General features: G+C 35.8%; 16 protein-coding genes and 2 pseudogenes. 4 read left to right on the top strand and 14 right to left on the bottom strand.

All coding sequences use genetic code 11. The features are described 5' to 3' along the window. Positions 1–1,043 precede the first annotated feature (1,043 nt). The 4 genes from GLW08_RS10075 to GLW08_RS10060 form a co-directional block, all read right to left on the bottom strand. Complete coding sequence (locus GLW08_RS10075; RefSeq protein WP_160848480.1) at positions 1,044–1,241, bottom strand: hypothetical protein; 198 nt, start codon at positions 1,239–1,241, stop codon at positions 1,044–1,046. 42 nt (positions 1,242–1,283) lie between these two features. After that, positions 1,284–2,036 carry a DUF5694 domain-containing protein gene (locus tag GLW08_RS10070; RefSeq protein WP_160848479.1) on the bottom strand — a complete coding sequence of 251 codons (753 nt, stop codon included), beginning with the start codon at positions 2,034–2,036 and terminating at the stop codon, positions 1,284–1,286. Positions 2,037–2,561: 525 nt separating this feature from the next. Next, positions 2,562–3,011 (bottom strand): ASCH domain-containing protein, encoded by a 450-nt coding sequence (locus tag GLW08_RS10065; protein WP_160848478.1) that lies wholly within the window; start codon positions 3,009–3,011, stop codon positions 2,562–2,564. 110 nt (positions 3,012–3,121) lie between these two features. Continuing rightward, on the bottom strand, positions 3,122–3,346 hold the full coding sequence (locus tag GLW08_RS10060; RefSeq protein ID WP_160848477.1) for a hypothetical protein: 225 nt from the start codon (positions 3,344–3,346) through the stop codon (positions 3,122–3,124). Positions 3,347–3,938: 592 nt separating this feature from the next. On the opposite strand from GLW08_RS10060, the gene GLW08_RS10055 reads away from it, so the two are divergent. Together GLW08_RS10055 and GLW08_RS10050 are read left to right on the top strand one after the other, a co-directional pair. Further along, a complete protein-coding gene (locus GLW08_RS10055) occupies positions 3,939–5,075 on the top strand; it encodes a CAP domain-containing protein (protein WP_237458387.1) in 1,137 nt (378 codons plus the stop codon). 176 nt (positions 5,076–5,251) lie between these two features. Then, positions 5,252–5,752 (top strand): GNAT family N-acetyltransferase, encoded by a 501-nt coding sequence (locus GLW08_RS10050; protein WP_160848528.1) that lies wholly within the window; start codon positions 5,252–5,254, stop codon positions 5,750–5,752. 115 nt (positions 5,753–5,867) lie between these two features. Here GLW08_RS10050 and GLW08_RS22410 read toward each other — a convergent pair whose 3' ends face one another. The 4 genes and pseudogenes from GLW08_RS22410 to GLW08_RS10030 all read right to left on the bottom strand — a co-directional run bounded on the left by GLW08_RS22410 (position 5,868) and on the right by GLW08_RS10030 (position 7,741). After that, the gene (locus tag GLW08_RS22410) at positions 5,868–5,996 is read right to left on the bottom strand and encodes a GNAT family N-acetyltransferase (protein WP_160848476.1); all 129 of its coding nucleotides are present in this window, start codon (positions 5,994–5,996) and stop codon (positions 5,868–5,870) included. A 176-nt stretch (positions 5,997–6,172) separates the two neighbouring features. Then, positions 6,173–6,569 (bottom strand): annotated as a pseudogene (locus GLW08_RS10040) (VOC family protein). A gap of 22 nt (positions 6,570–6,591) precedes the next feature. Then, positions 6,592–7,269: a serine/threonine protein kinase gene (locus GLW08_RS10035; RefSeq protein WP_160848475.1), complete on the bottom strand. Its 678-nt coding sequence runs from the start codon at positions 7,267–7,269 to the stop codon at positions 6,592–6,594. 73 nt (positions 7,270–7,342) lie between these two features. Continuing rightward, on the bottom strand, positions 7,343–7,741 hold the full coding sequence (locus GLW08_RS10030; RefSeq protein WP_237458386.1) for an NUDIX domain-containing protein: 399 nt from the start codon (positions 7,739–7,741) through the stop codon (positions 7,343–7,345). 11 nt (positions 7,742–7,752) lie between these two features. Here GLW08_RS10030 and GLW08_RS10025 point away from each other — a divergent pair. Next, positions 7,753–8,325, top strand: a pseudogene (locus GLW08_RS10025) (IS1595 family transposase); the annotation flags it as partial. Positions 8,326–8,513: 188 nt separating this feature from the next. Here the strand turns inward: GLW08_RS10025 and GLW08_RS10020 are convergent. Continuing rightward, positions 8,514–9,095 (bottom strand): cell wall hydrolase, encoded by a 582-nt coding sequence (locus GLW08_RS10020; RefSeq protein WP_160848474.1) that lies wholly within the window; start codon positions 9,093–9,095, stop codon positions 8,514–8,516. Between the two features lie 293 nt (positions 9,096–9,388). Here GLW08_RS10020 and GLW08_RS10015 point away from each other — a divergent pair, with 293 nt between their 5' ends. Then, a complete protein-coding gene (locus GLW08_RS10015) occupies positions 9,389–9,712 on the top strand; it encodes a helix-turn-helix domain-containing protein (protein WP_160848473.1) in 324 nt (107 codons plus the stop codon). A 198-nt stretch (positions 9,713–9,910) separates the two neighbouring features. Here the strand turns inward: GLW08_RS10015 and GLW08_RS10010 are convergent, their stop codons facing one another. From GLW08_RS10010 to pabB, 5 genes are all read right to left on the bottom strand, one after another. After that, entirely contained in the window at positions 9,911–11,404 is a 1,494-nt protein-coding gene (locus GLW08_RS10010) for an MDR family MFS transporter (protein ID WP_160848472.1), read from the bottom strand. A gap of 399 nt (positions 11,405–11,803) precedes the next feature. Next, positions 11,804–13,315, bottom strand: a complete 1,512-nt coding sequence (locus tag GLW08_RS10005; protein ID WP_160848471.1) for a M14 family zinc carboxypeptidase — start codon at positions 13,313–13,315, stop codon at positions 11,804–11,806. Positions 13,316–13,440: 125 nt separating this feature from the next. Beyond that, positions 13,441–13,623: a hypothetical protein gene (locus GLW08_RS10000; RefSeq protein ID WP_160848470.1), complete on the bottom strand. Its 183-nt coding sequence runs from the start codon at positions 13,621–13,623 to the stop codon at positions 13,441–13,443. A 58-nt stretch (positions 13,624–13,681) separates the two neighbouring features. Further along, a complete protein-coding gene (locus tag GLW08_RS09995) occupies positions 13,682–14,167 on the bottom strand; it encodes a DUF456 domain-containing protein (protein ID WP_160848469.1) in 486 nt (161 codons plus the stop codon). A 27-nt stretch (positions 14,168–14,194) separates the two neighbouring features. Then, positions 14,195–15,931, bottom strand: a complete 1,737-nt coding sequence (gene pabB / locus GLW08_RS09990; RefSeq protein ID WP_160848468.1) for an aminodeoxychorismate synthase component I — start codon at positions 15,929–15,931, stop codon at positions 14,195–14,197.

The raw sequence follows: 15,931 nt of genomic DNA, 5'->3' as shown, positions 1-15,931 counted from the left end.
TTGGTCCAACGAGGAGTTTAAAGTTATTATGAGGGGTTGGCAAGTGACTTTTTTAATTTATGCCGGCCCCCGCGGGGGCCGGCATAAATTAAATGCCAATCCTTACATTATTAGAATGCCATAAACAGTTAATAAGGTGCTAGCTAATGATATTTCTTCTTTATTTAATTTATTATCATCTATCTTTTCAATTCGACTTTGTAATTCATCCAAAGAATCAATATGAATTTTCAAGCTATTCACAATTCCTTGCTTAGCTTTATTATTATAGTGAGAGTACACACTAAATAATATTGAAGCTATTATCATGAACACTATCAATATTAATAAGTAAGATTTAACCTTCAAAGAAAAGAACCTCCATTTTATACCTATTTCGCGATTGCATTAAATACTTGAATTCGAGTTAAATTCTCTTTTCCTCTACTTGATATATATAAATCTAGAGGTAAATCCAAGAAAGCTTGAAAAAATTCATATACCACCATTGTATGAGGATTTAAAATGGATCGAATTTATCTATTTACTTATGTTATTTTTATTTAGCTACTAACTTTCTTTTTTCTTCCACATTTTATATGTATAAATCAATTGTGAAGATATTATGATTACGATTATTGATGTTAAAATTTCAGAATATGGCGATTTCCAGTCACCGAAATAATAATTAATAATAAGTATAAAAATGATAATTGGAGTAGTAAATAGGGTTCGTTTAAACTTCCTTTTATAACTTAACTTATAATAATTCCACTTAATAAGTCTCTCCCCTTTCTTAATTTATATCCTAAAATGGAACTTTTCTTTATCCCCTTTGTGAGTAATCTTCGAAATTAGGGTTTATAATAACATAAATAACAAATTCAATTAGCGCCATTAATACAAATTTCTGGTTTAATAGAAGAAAAAACGCAAATCACAAGGTGCTCCTTATTTTGCCTCTACTAAAGAAACTGGAGCACCAAAGCGTCCTACTTGAATATGAAAAGAATACTGATAGAAAGGAAAAACCTAAGCACCTAAGTTGGATGCTTAGGTTCCAATTATTTATTACTTTCACTATCTGAGTACCTTCTATAATAGTCAAAAAGCATAACAACAGTATAACCTGCAGAAAAGATTAAGACATACTTGGTTTCAATCCAACCAACTTTAATAATCTGATCAAATAATGCAATCAATAAGAAAAAAGAAATTGCTGCTAAGTGTTCTTTTAGAAAGTCTCTCTTCTTTTTTTCCATATATCCCCCTTGTCCTGAAGACTTGTTTTCAAGATAAAGCTATTATAAATAATCTGTAATTGATTGAACGTTAAATTTACCACTATCCTCAAAAAATTGATCAAGTAAATATTTGTGACCTGCACCGTATATCACAAGAATTCGTTCATTGGAATGATCAACCAGTTGTTTTACATTATTAAAGATAATTAGATTACGACGATACCAATAATTTGCTAGCCAATCAATTCCAAGATAATAATCATTAACGGAAGCTAGAGCTAATTTCATGTGTATCTCTTGTTGTTTTTTTAAATTGTCTAGGTGATTTATCGCAACCAATACTTCTCTTATAGATTTTGTATTTATTAATTCTTGTTCAAGTTTATTATTTTTTTCACCTTCTTCAATTATTTGGTTATACAATTCTTCGTCAGTTTCTTTTAATAGTTCATAAACAAATCCCATGGGCACACCACCGACTGGACGATTCCAATCTACTGGGTAAATTTCTTTATGGCCTAGTTCCTCAGCAATTCGAAATCCAAATTGATGTATTTCATCGGGTTCCAAATCTTCTAATTCATTGTTTATGTATTTTTTATATTGTTCTTCTAAAATGTCTGCTCTTACAGTTTCAAATTCGACGGCCACTTTTGTAGGCTTATATGCTTTAATACATTCAATGACTTCGAGAATTTCTTCTTGTTTCTTATCACTATTTATATTTGATTTTAATTGATAAAGGTCCCTTTCCCCTCGATCCCCCATATGATATGTTCCTAATACTAGGACATCGGGTTTTAAACAAGCCATCTTTATTCTCCTTAATAGTTAAATTGACATTATATGTACTTTAAATACCTGACCACACTTTAACATAAATATCCATATTAATATTTCACTTTTTTTAAAGAGTTTTATTGCATTGTAAATATCTCGAATCCAAGTCTTCCATATTATGGCCCTTATCCTGAATACATGAATTCGAGATAAATCAATAAATAAAACCATTCATACATTAGAAAGCTAGTATATTCATACCCATTTGCGAGTGAATATTCCACCAGGCTCTACATGCAAAATTATTTTATAAAACCTGTCACACTAGCTATCGTAATTTCTATTACAAATATGTCGTATCATTTAACAGAATAATCCTTTAATCAAGTAATAATTGTTTTATCCTTTTTAATGGTCACTTGGATGAATATTACAATTAAAAAAGCTCCGCATTGGACTACTTCCATTCCGTAGGGCTTCTATTAATTTGAGAGATTCTTCGACTTATTTCGTGTATTTAATTGCCATTCACACTTTTCAAAAATGATACAATCCTTATTATTTTTCATTAACATCGATTAGCTTAAACCGCTCACAAACAACTAACATATCTTCTGAGAATTCTAAGCCAAACTCCTTTAACCCAGAACGAAAAAAGGTTTCATGGGTATTCCACCAATATGCGTAGCTCAGGTCACCTTCACCTTCAGCCGCTGCAAATTCTTCTGATACTTGGTTCATCGGCAAAATAGTAACGTCAGTGGTTTTAATTATTGCTACTGGTTGATCGTTACTGTTTAGAATAATGCTATAATCCTCTATAATTGGTAAAGGTTCGTTTTCGAGCTCATAAAATATATGTCCAGAACAAGTAGCGGTTTTCATACCATCCATAACTAATTGCGCTAAATAATCCGCATCTTCACCAAACTGCCAAGCACTAACGGATTCAGGTGTTACTTGACCTCCCCAATATGTATCCCAATATTCCTTTGCTGCTTGATTCATATAATTTCCCCTTTTCATTCAAAACGGATATACAACAACCGTTTATTGCGTTTGTTTTACTAGATCAAGCAATATTCTTTTTACATCACTTGCTTTTAGGTCAGATCCCGTCATTTCAACAGAATAAAAAACATTACTCTGTCTACCCAAGAAATGTGACCTGAGTACCATTCAGCTAATTTTTTATCAGGAGGGTTAAAATATACATCTACATCCTTTTCAAGAGAAATTATTTCTGCATCTTTCTTAAATGATTGTAATATCGACATATCATAATCCTTTGCATAAAAGCTTAATATACTATCTGTCTCTTTAGAAGTTGCTCTTAAACTCAATCGCTATATCTCTACCATCTTGGATATCGTTCCAGTCTGTAGTTTAAACTTCTGGAATGAACTCGGCATTTCTGTTGGAACTTTTAATGGAAATTTATTTGACTGATTGAATATTGTGGGTACTCTTCGTTGGTCCATAGTCAGCTTTACTTGGAGGATTTTTCTCAAAACAGGATAATGGTGCCGAATAAATCATTGTTTTATTTAAATTTTGGATTGTATTGGTTCGTTCACGGTCAACTTCACCATTTATCTGAAAGCTATTTTTCTCATCCCAAATGGTCGCCTCAAAACAACGTCAATACTAACATAAATATCCAATCACCTTAAGAAGAGGTTACTAGCATAAACAATAATACGCCCTATTCGTGCCATTATTTATGAATTGACTTAATCCATCTGAATTTCAATAATAGTCTTAATATGTCATTTCACATCAGTTTAAGAATCCCCTTTTTGTATTATCCTTATTAAAGTGCTACCCTTTTAAAGGTTTATAAATCAAAAACCCACAGCGGAATAAGATTATGCTATACAATAAATATAGGAGATACTATTATTATTCATTTGATATAGGTCAGGAGTGTTAAGATTGTCGATTTTCCGACGGATCTTTGTGTTGTTGCTTCTAGTAGGAGGCTTTTGGTACTTTTATGGCGATGACCTGAAACAGTCAGGCATGAAAGGCACTAGCGAAGCAATTCAAGAAGATATCAATAATATAAAAAACAATCCCCATATAAAAAACGTAGTAGATCAAGTGGAGAGGGAATTTCGATTAGTGATTGGACAGTTACAAAACACCTTTGAAGATACCGAACAAGATGAAGCCGTACAACCTGCACCGGACAAACCAGAGTTAGCTACGCCTCACCAACAATCGTTTTCTGTTCATAATGTTGAAATTGGTGATTCTCGTGCTAAAGTCGAACAAAAGGTTGGTGCCCCCAAGCGAGAGACGCTTAACGAATATGGTGTGGAGTGGGAAACCTATCATGAAGACTATCATAATTTTTTCATGGCCGCTTATAATGATCAAAATAAAGTGGTTGGCTTATATACAAACCAGGACTTGTTAACATCAAAATTTGGCATTTCATTTGCTAGTACACGAGCTTCGGTTCTTGAAACGTTAGGGGAACCCCTTAAAACCATAAAAAAAGGGATGACCCATTATCAGATAAGTGGTGATGGAGAGTACCATACATTCCTTTTAAACCAGAATTATGTAACAATTTTTTTTGATAATCATGAACAAAATCAAGTAACAGCGATCCAAATCATCTCTGCTAACCTTGAGCAGGATAAGCAAAGGTTTTATGCAGAACCTAGTAAACCATTAAAACTCGGGTTTGAATATCAATTATTTGATCTTACCAACGCAGCAAGAGTCAAACATCAATTACCCACTTTAACATGGGATGAACGAGCAAGAAAAACCGCCCGAGACCATAGTGTCGATATGGCAAAAAACGGATACTTTAGCCATAAGAATCTGGAGGGGCAATCGCCTTTTGACCGTATGAGGGAGGATGACATTTCCTTTATTACGGCAGGAGAGAATATCGCGGCAGGTCAACAAAGCAGTATCTTCACCCACGCCGGATTAATGAATTCACTCGGTCACAGAGAGAATATCCTAAACCAGAGATTTGAGAGGCTTACGGTAGGTGTAGCCTATGATGATGAGTCTAGGCCCTTTTATACGGAAAACTTTTTAACAAGATAAGGGGTTGGGTATTCCTTACTGTACTATAAACGTAGAGTAAAGTTAGTATTAAACAGAAAAATAGAACTCCATTTAAGGTCCTGAATTCAGTGTTGGAAACACCTCATTCAGGAGCTACATTAAGTAATTCTAACGATAAGTTCAGACGTAAGAAAGGAAACTAACAAGTTATGACTATGACTATTCGCGAAGCAACACAGGATGAATTACCAGTTATTAGAGAGCAGCGAGTCAATGCTTATCGAGATCATATCCAGTCCATACCAGATGAACATTGGAAGGCCTTGAAACAAGCAATTTCATCAGATGCCGACCAGCAGCCTGGAGTGGAACTGCTTATCGCAAAACGTGAAGGTAGCATCATGGGAAGTGTTGCGCTATTCCCTGCTAAAACAGACGCATATGAAGGTTATGTAGATGTTTTAGATTATCCTGAGATTCGAGTTTTAGCGGTATCACCAGAAGCACGTGGACAAGGAGTTGCCTCAGCCTTAATAGATGAGTGTATTCGACGAGCAAGAGTACAAGGATATGAGTTTATCGGCTTACACACAGGGCAATTTATGAGAGATGCCATAGCACTATATGAACGGTATGGATTTGAACGATTACCACAATATGATTTTGAACCCGCAAATGATGGTGTTATCGTAAAAGCATTTCGATTGGCATTATAATTTAACTTTAAAAGCCTGATTTACACAAGAATCCAATTGTGAAATCAGGCTTTTTCTTCCGCATTTCTACTTGATAAATTATGTATGTTATATTCTTTTCATAAACAACACACGATCAACACCATCTCCATTCTATAAATAGCGTATACAACTTATAAGCTAACCCTTGATTTCGATAATCTGGATGAACACCTACTAAGTGAATATAAGCCTCTCCTTCTTTTGATTGCGATACAAAAACCAATAATCTCCTCGTGAAGCTATATGATGAAGCTAGTATTCTGAAAGTGTTCAAAAAAGAGTCTAGTTACAGATATTGTTCGATCTCCTCACCATTTACTTAGCAAAGAGCTTATTTAGTGATCTTGAGGGCTACAATTTCTTATTTTCATACTATATCACTACTCTAATTTATATCCATTATTCGTTTGAGAACGGGAGATTCATTTTCCAATAAAACCCAAATTGGTCAACAATCCAACCAAATTGCTTACTAAAACCATAATCATTTAGAGGCATGAGCGCTTCCCCACCATCACTTAATTCCTTATAAAACTGGCGTAAATTCTACTTCTAAGTCTCACGTAATGAACAATGAGAATGATGGGGTGAATGAAAAATCATGTTTCACACTACTATCTATGCACATAATTTCTTGACCTTTTATTGAAAAAGAAGCTTGCATGATACTTTCTTCCACCCCTGTTCATTCTTTCCATAACGATAGGATTTCCGAATCATCAAAGATGGAAGTATAATAATTCATTGCTCTCTCAGCTTTACCTTCAAACATCAGAAAGGGGTTAACGTTAGACATGTAATTCAAACCCTTTCTTTAATTAATGTTTTGTAAAGGTTGTCAATTTCAATACAACCTTCATAAATTCCTCAAATGAGGTTGTTTTTTTAGATTGGTTATACCATTTACGTACCGTTTCCACTACCCAAAAAGGGACACATTTCTCATCAACAAGGTGATAATACTCTTCATAGGCTCGCTTTAAGTGGTTCCATCGAAAATCATCACCTGGTTGGACATATTCTGATACATCAATTATTTTGGCTCGCCCGTTTTGTAACAAAATATTCTTCAAATGAATATCTCTCGGGTTTAAGCCCTTCTCCCGCACATATTCTCTAGCTTCTTCCACATCATTGACGACCTGCTTCGGTATATGGATGCCTTGCAATAGGCAGTCGAATAGAGTAAGTCCTTCCTCGTACTGTAGCACAAGAAGGTTATCATAAGAGTCATAACACCATGAAAAAAAGTTAGAATTTCCTAACCGTTTGTAGATTTCTTCTTCTACTTTTAGTTTCGATACTTTATCTCTTGCATATAGTTTATATGCATACAAAGGTTCATCAACTGATTGAAATACTGCCGCATCTGTCCCAATACCTATACACTTAATATCCTCTGGGACACTCTGGATGGTTACAGGTTCATTATTGTCATTAGAGGAGACCGTAATCTGAGATAAGGAGGAAAAGGCGGATTCCCATTTATTTTTCACATGAATTCTCCCTTCTCTCTATTACTTTATTAAAGCAAATGATGTTTACTATGACTATTATTATATAAGAATCTTAGCGTATAAATGCCTTTTCTTGAGTTGAACATGCATCCTCTAACCATTTAGGGTGCATAGTGATTAGGTCTTTTAGTGGTATGTCTTCCTGATAAAACAACCTTACATCCATTGATTCGTTAGAACAGGGCGTAATCGTTCCTCCTACTATTTCTACTAAGAAACAGGAGATGATAAAGTGGACGACATTTCCACTTGGATACGTGAATGATTGATTACTAGGATCTGAATATACTCCGATTAGTTTCATTATACTTATATCCAGATTTGTCTCTTCCTTCACTTCCCTGATTGCTGCTTCTGAAATAGTTTCTCCAGGCTCTACATTACCAGAAGGAAGTCCCCACAATCCAACATCTTTTCTTTTTTGTAATACTACACGATTTTCATCATCCATTACAACTACCAGAACATTTCGTTCGGTATGGCACATACTCAATGATTGTTGATGGCGATGAAGTAGAAAAGCAACGTTATCGCTGTAAAGCGTGTAAAAAGACATTTACTGACTAACAAATACTGCTCTATATCGAACACGCCATCTCAATTAATGGATTAAATTCATCGAATGTATGATAGAGGGATATTCTCTGCGTAAATCTGCTGAATTGGTTGGTAATGTTACTCACGTTACATTGTTCTACTGGAGACACAAACTCTTATCATCATTAAAACAAATGGAAATATCTTATTCGCTAAGAAACGGGGCATAAGCAACGAACAAGTTTGTGTCTTAGTCGCAAGAGACCGTGAAAAGATGACTTTTTCGCAGACATTGGGAATGGGCCGATTAACAAAAGAGCAGTTAGACAAGGCTATCGGACATAAACTTTCAAATGAAAATGTTTTATGCACCGATTCTTGGCGTGCCTTTAAAACATATGCTGCTGAAAAAGGATGGATATTTATCAATTCAAGTCTGATGGTAAGGTTCGCACAAAGGGTCTATACCATATCCAAAACGTTAACAAGGTCATAAGGGATTACTTTTCCGTAGTTAGGATATCAATATTCATAGCTTTCTTTTTTCAGGGGCGTTGTACTTCCTTACAACAAAAGCTAGACGTGATCTCTATAACTTACTAGCTTTACATACAAGCCAACATATTTAACATTTTCTAAACTATGAAAAAGGCAAACACCCCTGATTGAGTGCTTGCCTTTTATGTTTATCTTAAGAAAAAATGATTACCAATAACAGTTGTAACTTCTTTATTACTAAGGTATTTACTTTGTGCCTTATCTGGATTGTAGAAGAATAGAGATTCATTGTCATATCCTTGATAAGCGAGAGCTTCCTTCACAGCACGCTTGGATTCATGACTAGCTGGTTGGTTGATGCTTCCATTTAAAACTGGCGAAAATTGTTTCCCATCATAAATGACTCCTTTAATAGAATCTGGAAAGCGATCACTTTCTACCCGATTCAAGACGACAGTGGCAACAGCTACTTTACCTGCATAGCTCTCTCCTTTTGCTTCCGCTTCGACAAGTCGACTAAGAAGGTCTTGTTCAGAAGCACTAGCGTGTACAGGGATTTTCACCTGTTCACCAGGGTAAATCATTGCGTTTTCCTTGTTATTCATCGCCATTACTTGTTTCAATGGAGCTCCATATTTCATCGCAATCTTATATAACGAATCGCCCTTTTGAACGGTATAAGCATTTGCATGGGCAGAACTTTGCTCCGGAAATGAAAAAGCTAGTGTGCAAAGAGCTACAATAGTAAAAATCCATGTTTTTTTAAACAAAGAATCTACCTCCTTCGATCGTAATCAATTATAAAGTAACACAGGAGGCGTGGAGGATTCACTATTAATTATTTCCATCATTTCCACCGAAGGACATTATAAAAGATGAGCTTTAAAAATTTGCTCATCGTTTTCCAATATAATGCTGTTAACTTATCCTAAAAATGCATCAGGGTAAATAAATTCCCCAGATACTCCATTAGTCTAAAGAAATACTTTGATTTAAGGGGCTATTCAATTTAGTATGGTATTTAGAGATATAATAATAGAACTATTTCTAAAAGGAGATTCGTATGAATAACGTTGGTACCACAATCAAAGCCTTACGCGAAGAACATAACGATACAATAGAGGAATTAGCCGCGAAACTTGAGTTAAACCATAAAGACCTTTCGGGTATAGAGAGTGGGGCACAAACTGCATCACTACAAACTCTTAGACAAGTAGCTCTAACGTATGATGCATCTCTATCAACATTTATTGGAGAAAATCCTGAGGAAACGGACGAAGTATATGATAAGTTTGAAAAATGGTTACCTTTTATTAATAAAATGGAACAAAAAGGTATAACCCCGGAAGCTCTGATAGAATTATTAGATAAACAAGCAGAAAAATAGAGTAATAACGAAAGAGGAGAGCACATTTCCAACCACAACACTGTGCGCTCCTCTTTTTTCTATCTATAACAATATTACGGATTTTTTCACTGCATTTCTCTAGATAATATCAAGAATCGGATGTATATATATGGATTTCATTATATAAAAAAGCAGGCACTCCATAAGTACCTACTTCCCTTTTTTACACTGAAATCATTATGAACTAGTCTCTGCTTCGCTTTCAGTCGTTTGGATATCTTCTGGAGTTGCTCGTTTAACGAATAAGGTAAGAACAAAACCTGTAGCAACTACAGCAAATACAATTAAATAAACTAACTCTACACCAGCAACCATTCCTTCATTAATAGTTGTTGGGTTATTTGGATTTGCGGCATTACTCAAGTAAGCTTGCTGCCTGCTAGTCATAATTCCTATAAAGACTGCAACTCCCATCGCTCCTGCTACAGGCTGAAGTGTATTCATAATAGCTGTTCCATGAGGATATAACGATTTTGGAAGCTGGTTTAATCCATTGGTTTGGGCTGGCATCATTACGGCAGAAATAGATAACATTAAGAATAGATAACAAACAATAATATACCAAAGTGGTGTGTCCATCCCTATTCTACTTAACGCAAACATAATAATAGACAGCGTAAACGTGGCTGGAATCATTAGCTTTCTAGGGCCAAATCTATCGAATAATTTTCCCATTACAGGTGACATTAACCCATTTAACAAAGCTCCTGGTAAAAGTACTAATCCAGCCGTTGCAGCTTTTATTTCCAATGGACCTTGCATGTACATCGGTAAAATGATTTCCGACGAAAACATTGTCATGATGATAATAAGAAATAGCGATACAGCTAAAGTAAACATTGGATATTTAAATACCCTTACATCCAATAATGGTTCCGGCAATTTTAGTTGTCGTAATGTAAAGAATATCAGTGAAACAATCCCGGTGATAATTAAAAGGTATACTTTCGGGGTAAGAAATCCTGCTTCCCCTTCTCCAGCTAAACTGAATCCAAGAACGATGCCACCAAACCCTAAGGTTGATAACAAAATAGAGAAGACATCAATTTTTGGTTTTGTTACTTCTCCGACGTTCTTTAAGAATTTATATCCGAAGGCAATAGAGAATAAAGCAAACGGAATAACAGTAATAAACAAGTATCTCCAACCAAGATGTTCCACAATAATACCTGATAATGTCGGACCAATCGCTGGGGCAAACATGATGACTAGGCCAACTGTGCCCATTACCGATCCTCTCCGTTCTGGTGGGAACAATAGTAGGAACGTATTAAATATAATTGGGATTAATAATCCTGTACCTACAGCCTGTAGTAACCTACCTGTTAAAAGGATAGAAAATGAAGGCGCAATAGCACAGATTGACGTTCCAATCGTAAATACGGTCATGGTTCCGATAAACATTTTTCTTGTAGTGAATGATTGTAATAAAACAGCTGATATTGGGGTCATAATTCCCATAACTAACATGAACCCAGTTGCCATCCATTGAACAGTAGGGGCGGAAATCGAGAATTGCTCCATCAACGTTGTTAAAGCAATATTTAATAAAGTTTCATTTAAAATAGCAAAAAAAGCTCCAATGATTAGCGAGACCATGACAGGCATGACGCTAAAATTAGGATCATCTGCTAAAAATTCATAGCGTTCTTCCGTATGTTGTTCACTCATATTTCGTATCCCCTTCTTCTAGTTGCATTGCTTTTTAAAACACACCAATGTTACTACAGATAAATACGTATTGAAAAGAACGACGACTTTTCCAAGTTACTTTTTCGTCTGAACAAAAAACTGATAGCTACTTCCTGTAGTAGATGATTGTATGCTCCATCCCCCCATTTCTTTAAATTAACGAAATAATCCGAAGACCTCCCCCTGTACGTTTTGATGAAGAGGATGCTGTTCAAAGCCAGGACCTTCATCCTTCACTTCAAATGTTATGTGCTCATTTTTTTAACTGGAAGCAATTTCTTCTCAACCTTTGGGCCTCCTTCAATTTCAAAAAATAGCTTTTTAAGTATAGACAAAGCCAGCTTCCATTAAGAAAAGAAGCTGGCTTTGTAAATGTAATTATTCAACTGTAAATGTCATTTCCACTGGGTGCTCCATCTTTTTACCTTGTGTAGATACGAGCTCCTTTACATATAACGTGTACGATTTACCAGATTGATAGTTTGATTTCGGTGATGTAATCATAACGCGTTTCCCGTCTACTTTAATCGAAGGATTGGTTATTTTACTGCCTTCTTGATTCATGACATAGACATTTTCTTTTGTAGCGCTAGAAGCATCCATTTCTGTATTTAATGTAATTGTCCATGTTTTATCCTGAATTATATTTTTCTTAGAATCTTTTTCTGTAAAATGAACAAGTTCGTCGAAGATATCTGCAGCTTGCTGATCTTGTAAGGTACATGCCTGACAATTCTGATACCAACTATATAACTCTACTGATTCAGGTAACGTTAAATGATAGTTTTCCCTTACGTTTTGAACTTGTTCATATGGTGCTGCTTGATTGCTTGGTAGAATGTTTGTTTTTGCTTTTTGATCGACATAAACTGTTTTCTGTTCCGTGTTTTTCTCTTTTTTAGTATGAATCTTAACCCCTTCATCTGCCATAGCTAACCCTGCATGTTTGTTACGAACCCATGCTTCTTGAAATTTACTCGGATCAACATTCGTTTCCCCTTGATACACCGCTAACTCTGGAGTAAGTCCAGGTTGATCAAAATCTTGATTAATCCAATCAGTGTACCCCGCTCCAGAATGGGTATCAACCATTCGATAACCAGAAGCTGTCGAGAATTTTGAAGCTATTCTGCGGTCTCTTGCCAAGTTTGATTGCTCCACATTAAAGTTCCAATATAGAATTTGCCCAGCAGTATGATAAGCCAAGGTGATATCTGGGTCCAAAATATAAGTGATATCTCTCATCACTTTTGCTTCTGGAGCTTGGAATGGGTGGTCCCCTTTATAGTTCTTCCAGCTAGGAGTTGGATTTACGGCAATGACAGAATCCCAACCTGCTGGATATTGTCTATTTAAATCAATTCCTTGGGCGTTTGCCTTCCATCGATCAAAGTTACTGCTTCCATTGTTCATGGAAATTAATTCGTTATGTACACTTTTAGGAAATGCATCCAATCCAAATTGCTGTAACGTAACACCATCTGGATTTACCATGGGCACGAACCACATGGTCGTATTATGTAATAAATCTTTTACGTTATATCCACCTAGACTGCTATTACTATTATAGGCTTGAGCGTATCGTTCCATCATTTTCATATTTAATGTCGTGGTAAGCCACTCACGAGCATGGTGAGAGCCATTATAAATGACGTTAGCATCTCCATAACCAACCTTCACCAAATATAAATCTCTTCCATATGGAGTGTCACCTATATTATAAACTTCTATTAAATCTTTAAATTGTTCATCTAATGAATCTAAATCTTTCTCCATCATGTCATATGTGTACGTATCGTTCGTTTGAACAATGTTTGCAGAAGCTTTACTCCCCATAAAAGGTGCTAATAGCAATCCTAAAAACATTATTCCTATGCTAAGTTTCTTCATGCCTTCCTCCCTATTATTATGTATTTCCCCACCAGTCTATTAGCCCCCTACGAGTCTATGAAACTAGTAGACTATATTAGTATTAGTATATCCTTTTTCACCAATTACAGAAACCATTAAACGATTTAATCACGTTTACTTTGTTGCTTATCCATTAATTTCTTCACTGTTTCCGTTGGAGTCCAACAATTGAATTGCCACTTTGGATTCGTCTCATATCCAAGCCTTTCGCAATACCGTTTCGTTCCAGAACTCGTTTTCTCTACCCGGTAATGAATGCAAGTAGCACAACAATGAAAATCCTTCAATTTATCCCTCCTTTAGACCAAGTCCGTATAAACCAAGAGACCCTATAAATAGGGTCTCTTACCAAATAAAGACACTAATTACAAACCAAATAATAATAAACGTTTGAATAATAAGCTTGGCTATTGTTCCTCCTAGAAAGCCTACCAAGGCACCTAATGAGGATTTAAATGCTTTTTCTACATCTTCTTTTTGTACCATTTCGGTAATAAACACTAACACAAATGGGACAACAATCACCCCAATTGGAGGGATGATGAAAGAACCGACAATAACACCTATTGCGGCCATTCTCTCTCCCCACTTTGATCCCCCAAACCGCTTAACCGCTTTACTATTAATAATAATATCAGAAATGATTAGTAACACGGTCAAAAGAATCATCGTAATCCAGAACCAAATGGATAATTCATTGGCATTAATAAAGAATTGATAGATTAACAGACTAATCCACAAAAATAACGGACTAGGTAAAACGGGATAAATTAATCCGATATAACTAACAATAAATCCTGCAACAACTAGCACCCATAACAACATGTCCATCTTGTATCCCCCCTTTCGTTCTCTGTATTAAATAAGGTTTACTCTTAACCAACCGCGTACTCCATTGATCATCCATATCGATTCCGCTTCATACACCTCATCTATCCTAATAACCTCTTCCTTCAACAACCCATTTTCCAGTAGTTGTTCGCGGAAGGTACCTGCTAATAGACCACTCGAGACAGGAGGCGTCACATACTCCCCTTCTTTTTCAACAACAAGGTTTCCAATTGTAAATTCTGTTGCTTCATCCTTTTCATTCCATAACAGAACAGATAATGCTCCCTCTGGTGCCTCGTTCATCTTATCCACGTAGACCTCCCTATTGGTCGTTTTATGATATAAAAACGGGTTTTCTGAGTTGATTGATGAGGTGCTTACCGAACACAAAACAGGTTCATTCATCATGGTTAATGGATGAGCCTCAGCAGTAATGTTTCCTTCTTTGGACAGTAACAATCGAATCTTCCACTTGTTTACTGGGTATTGCACGGAAACGTTTCGCAATGTTTCCGTCAAATTATTTAAGTCGAGCTCAAAACCAAAATAATAGGCACTTTTTTGAAGTCTCCTTACATGAAATGAATAAAGAGGATAAAAGCCATCGTCCAGTAACATACTTTCTAACAGTTCAAATGACCGCCTTTTTTCTGTAAGCAACTTAGCCTTGGTTTGTAACTCCTCATACTCCCCTTCTGATGTGGAATCCCAGGTAATACCTCCACCTGTTCCGTAGACTGCTTCATTATTTTCATGATTAATCCAAACCGTTCGTATCGGTACGTTAAAAACAGCATCGCGCTCAGGTGTAATATACCCAATAGCACCACAGTACACTTCTCTTGGGGATAGTTCTAATTGTTTGATATACTGCATCGTTCTAATTTTAGGCGCTCCTGTAATAGATCCGCACGGAAATAATGCTTTAAACACTTCGAAAAATGGTATAGCAGGGTTAATGATTGCTTCAATAGTTGATGTCATTTGTAAGACAGTTGGATACCGTTCAATTTCAAATAAGCTTGGCACTTTTACAGAACCTGGTCTAGCTAGCCTACCTACATCATTACGAAGCAAATCAACAATCATTAGATTTTCAGACCGATCTTTCTCTGAGTGAAAAAGTTTCTCGGAAAGGAGTTCATCTTCACTGGAAGAACGACCTCTCTTCATTGTACCCTTCATAGGTTTTGTGGTTAACTTATTATGTTTCTTTTGAAAAAACAACTCTGGGGAAGCAGACAAAATAGAAAAACGCTCATGTTGGAGATAAGCACTATAAGGAGATTCTTGATTTTGAACGAGCTGCTTATAAAATGAATAAGAATCACCATGAAACGTTGATCGAAGCCTTGTCGTATAGTTCACCTGGTAGGTATTACCTTCTTCTATTGCATGTTTAATCTGTTCGATTCCTTGATAATAAGAAGTATAACCTGTTTCCTCTTCCCAATCTAATAGCTGATATTCCCCTTCAGGTATTGGCATTTGACTTCTATCCGGTTCACGGAAGACCCCCAACCATGCAAGAGGCAATTGATTTCCTTCATTGACTTCCATAGAAGAGTCAAAGGCTGGAGCTGCTTCATAGGAAATATATCCGGCTATGTAATATCCTTCATCAATCCACTTTTCGATTTCTGAGAAGCATTGCTGTACGTCCTTTATTGTAAAAGCCATGAATTCTTTTATTGGGTTTGAAAATTGTAATGAATGTGTCGCCTCTTCTTTAAATTCAAATTGCATAAATGGAGATTTATTCAT

Source organism: Pontibacillus yanchengensis (genome assembly GCF_009856295.1).
Classification (GTDB): domain Bacteria; phylum Bacillota; class Bacilli; order Bacillales; family BH030062; genus Pontibacillus; species Pontibacillus yanchengensis_A.
Note: the sequence above shows the minus strand (reverse complement) of the source record. Positions and strands in the feature narration are given on the sequence as shown.

Excerpts from the sequence above, each read along its gene's own strand:
- GLW08_RS10015 (WP_160848473.1), top strand. The coding sequence starts at position 9,389 with ATGAATAACGTTGGTACCACAATCAAAGCCTTACGCGAAGAACATAAC.
- GLW08_RS09995 (WP_160848469.1), bottom strand. The coding sequence starts at position 14,167 with ATGGACATGTTGTTATGGGTGCTAGTTGTTGCAGGATTTATTGTTAGT.
- GLW08_RS10030 (WP_237458386.1), bottom strand. The coding sequence starts at position 7,741 with ATGGATGATGAAAATCGTGTAGTATTACAAAAAAGAAAAGATGTTGGA.
- GLW08_RS10005 (WP_160848471.1), bottom strand. The coding sequence starts at position 13,315 with ATGAAGAAACTTAGCATAGGAATAATGTTTTTAGGATTGCTATTAGCA.
- GLW08_RS10065 (WP_160848478.1), bottom strand. The coding sequence starts at position 3,011 with ATGAATCAAGCAGCAAAGGAATATTGGGATACATATTGGGGAGGTCAA.
- GLW08_RS10075 (WP_160848480.1), bottom strand. The coding sequence starts at position 1,241 with ATGGAAAAAAAGAAGAGAGACTTTCTAAAAGAACACTTAGCAGCAATT.
- GLW08_RS10070 (WP_160848479.1), bottom strand. The coding sequence starts at position 2,036 with ATGGCTTGTTTAAAACCCGATGTCCTAGTATTAGGAACATATCATATG.
- GLW08_RS10050 (WP_160848528.1), top strand. The coding sequence starts at position 5,252 with ATGACTATTCGCGAAGCAACACAGGATGAATTACCAGTTATTAGAGAG.
- GLW08_RS10010 (WP_160848472.1), bottom strand. The coding sequence starts at position 11,404 with ATGAGTGAACAACATACGGAAGAACGCTATGAATTTTTAGCAGATGAT.
- pabB (WP_160848468.1), bottom strand. The coding sequence starts at position 15,931 with ATGAATAAATCTCCATTTATGCAATTTGAATTTAAAGAAGAGGCGACA.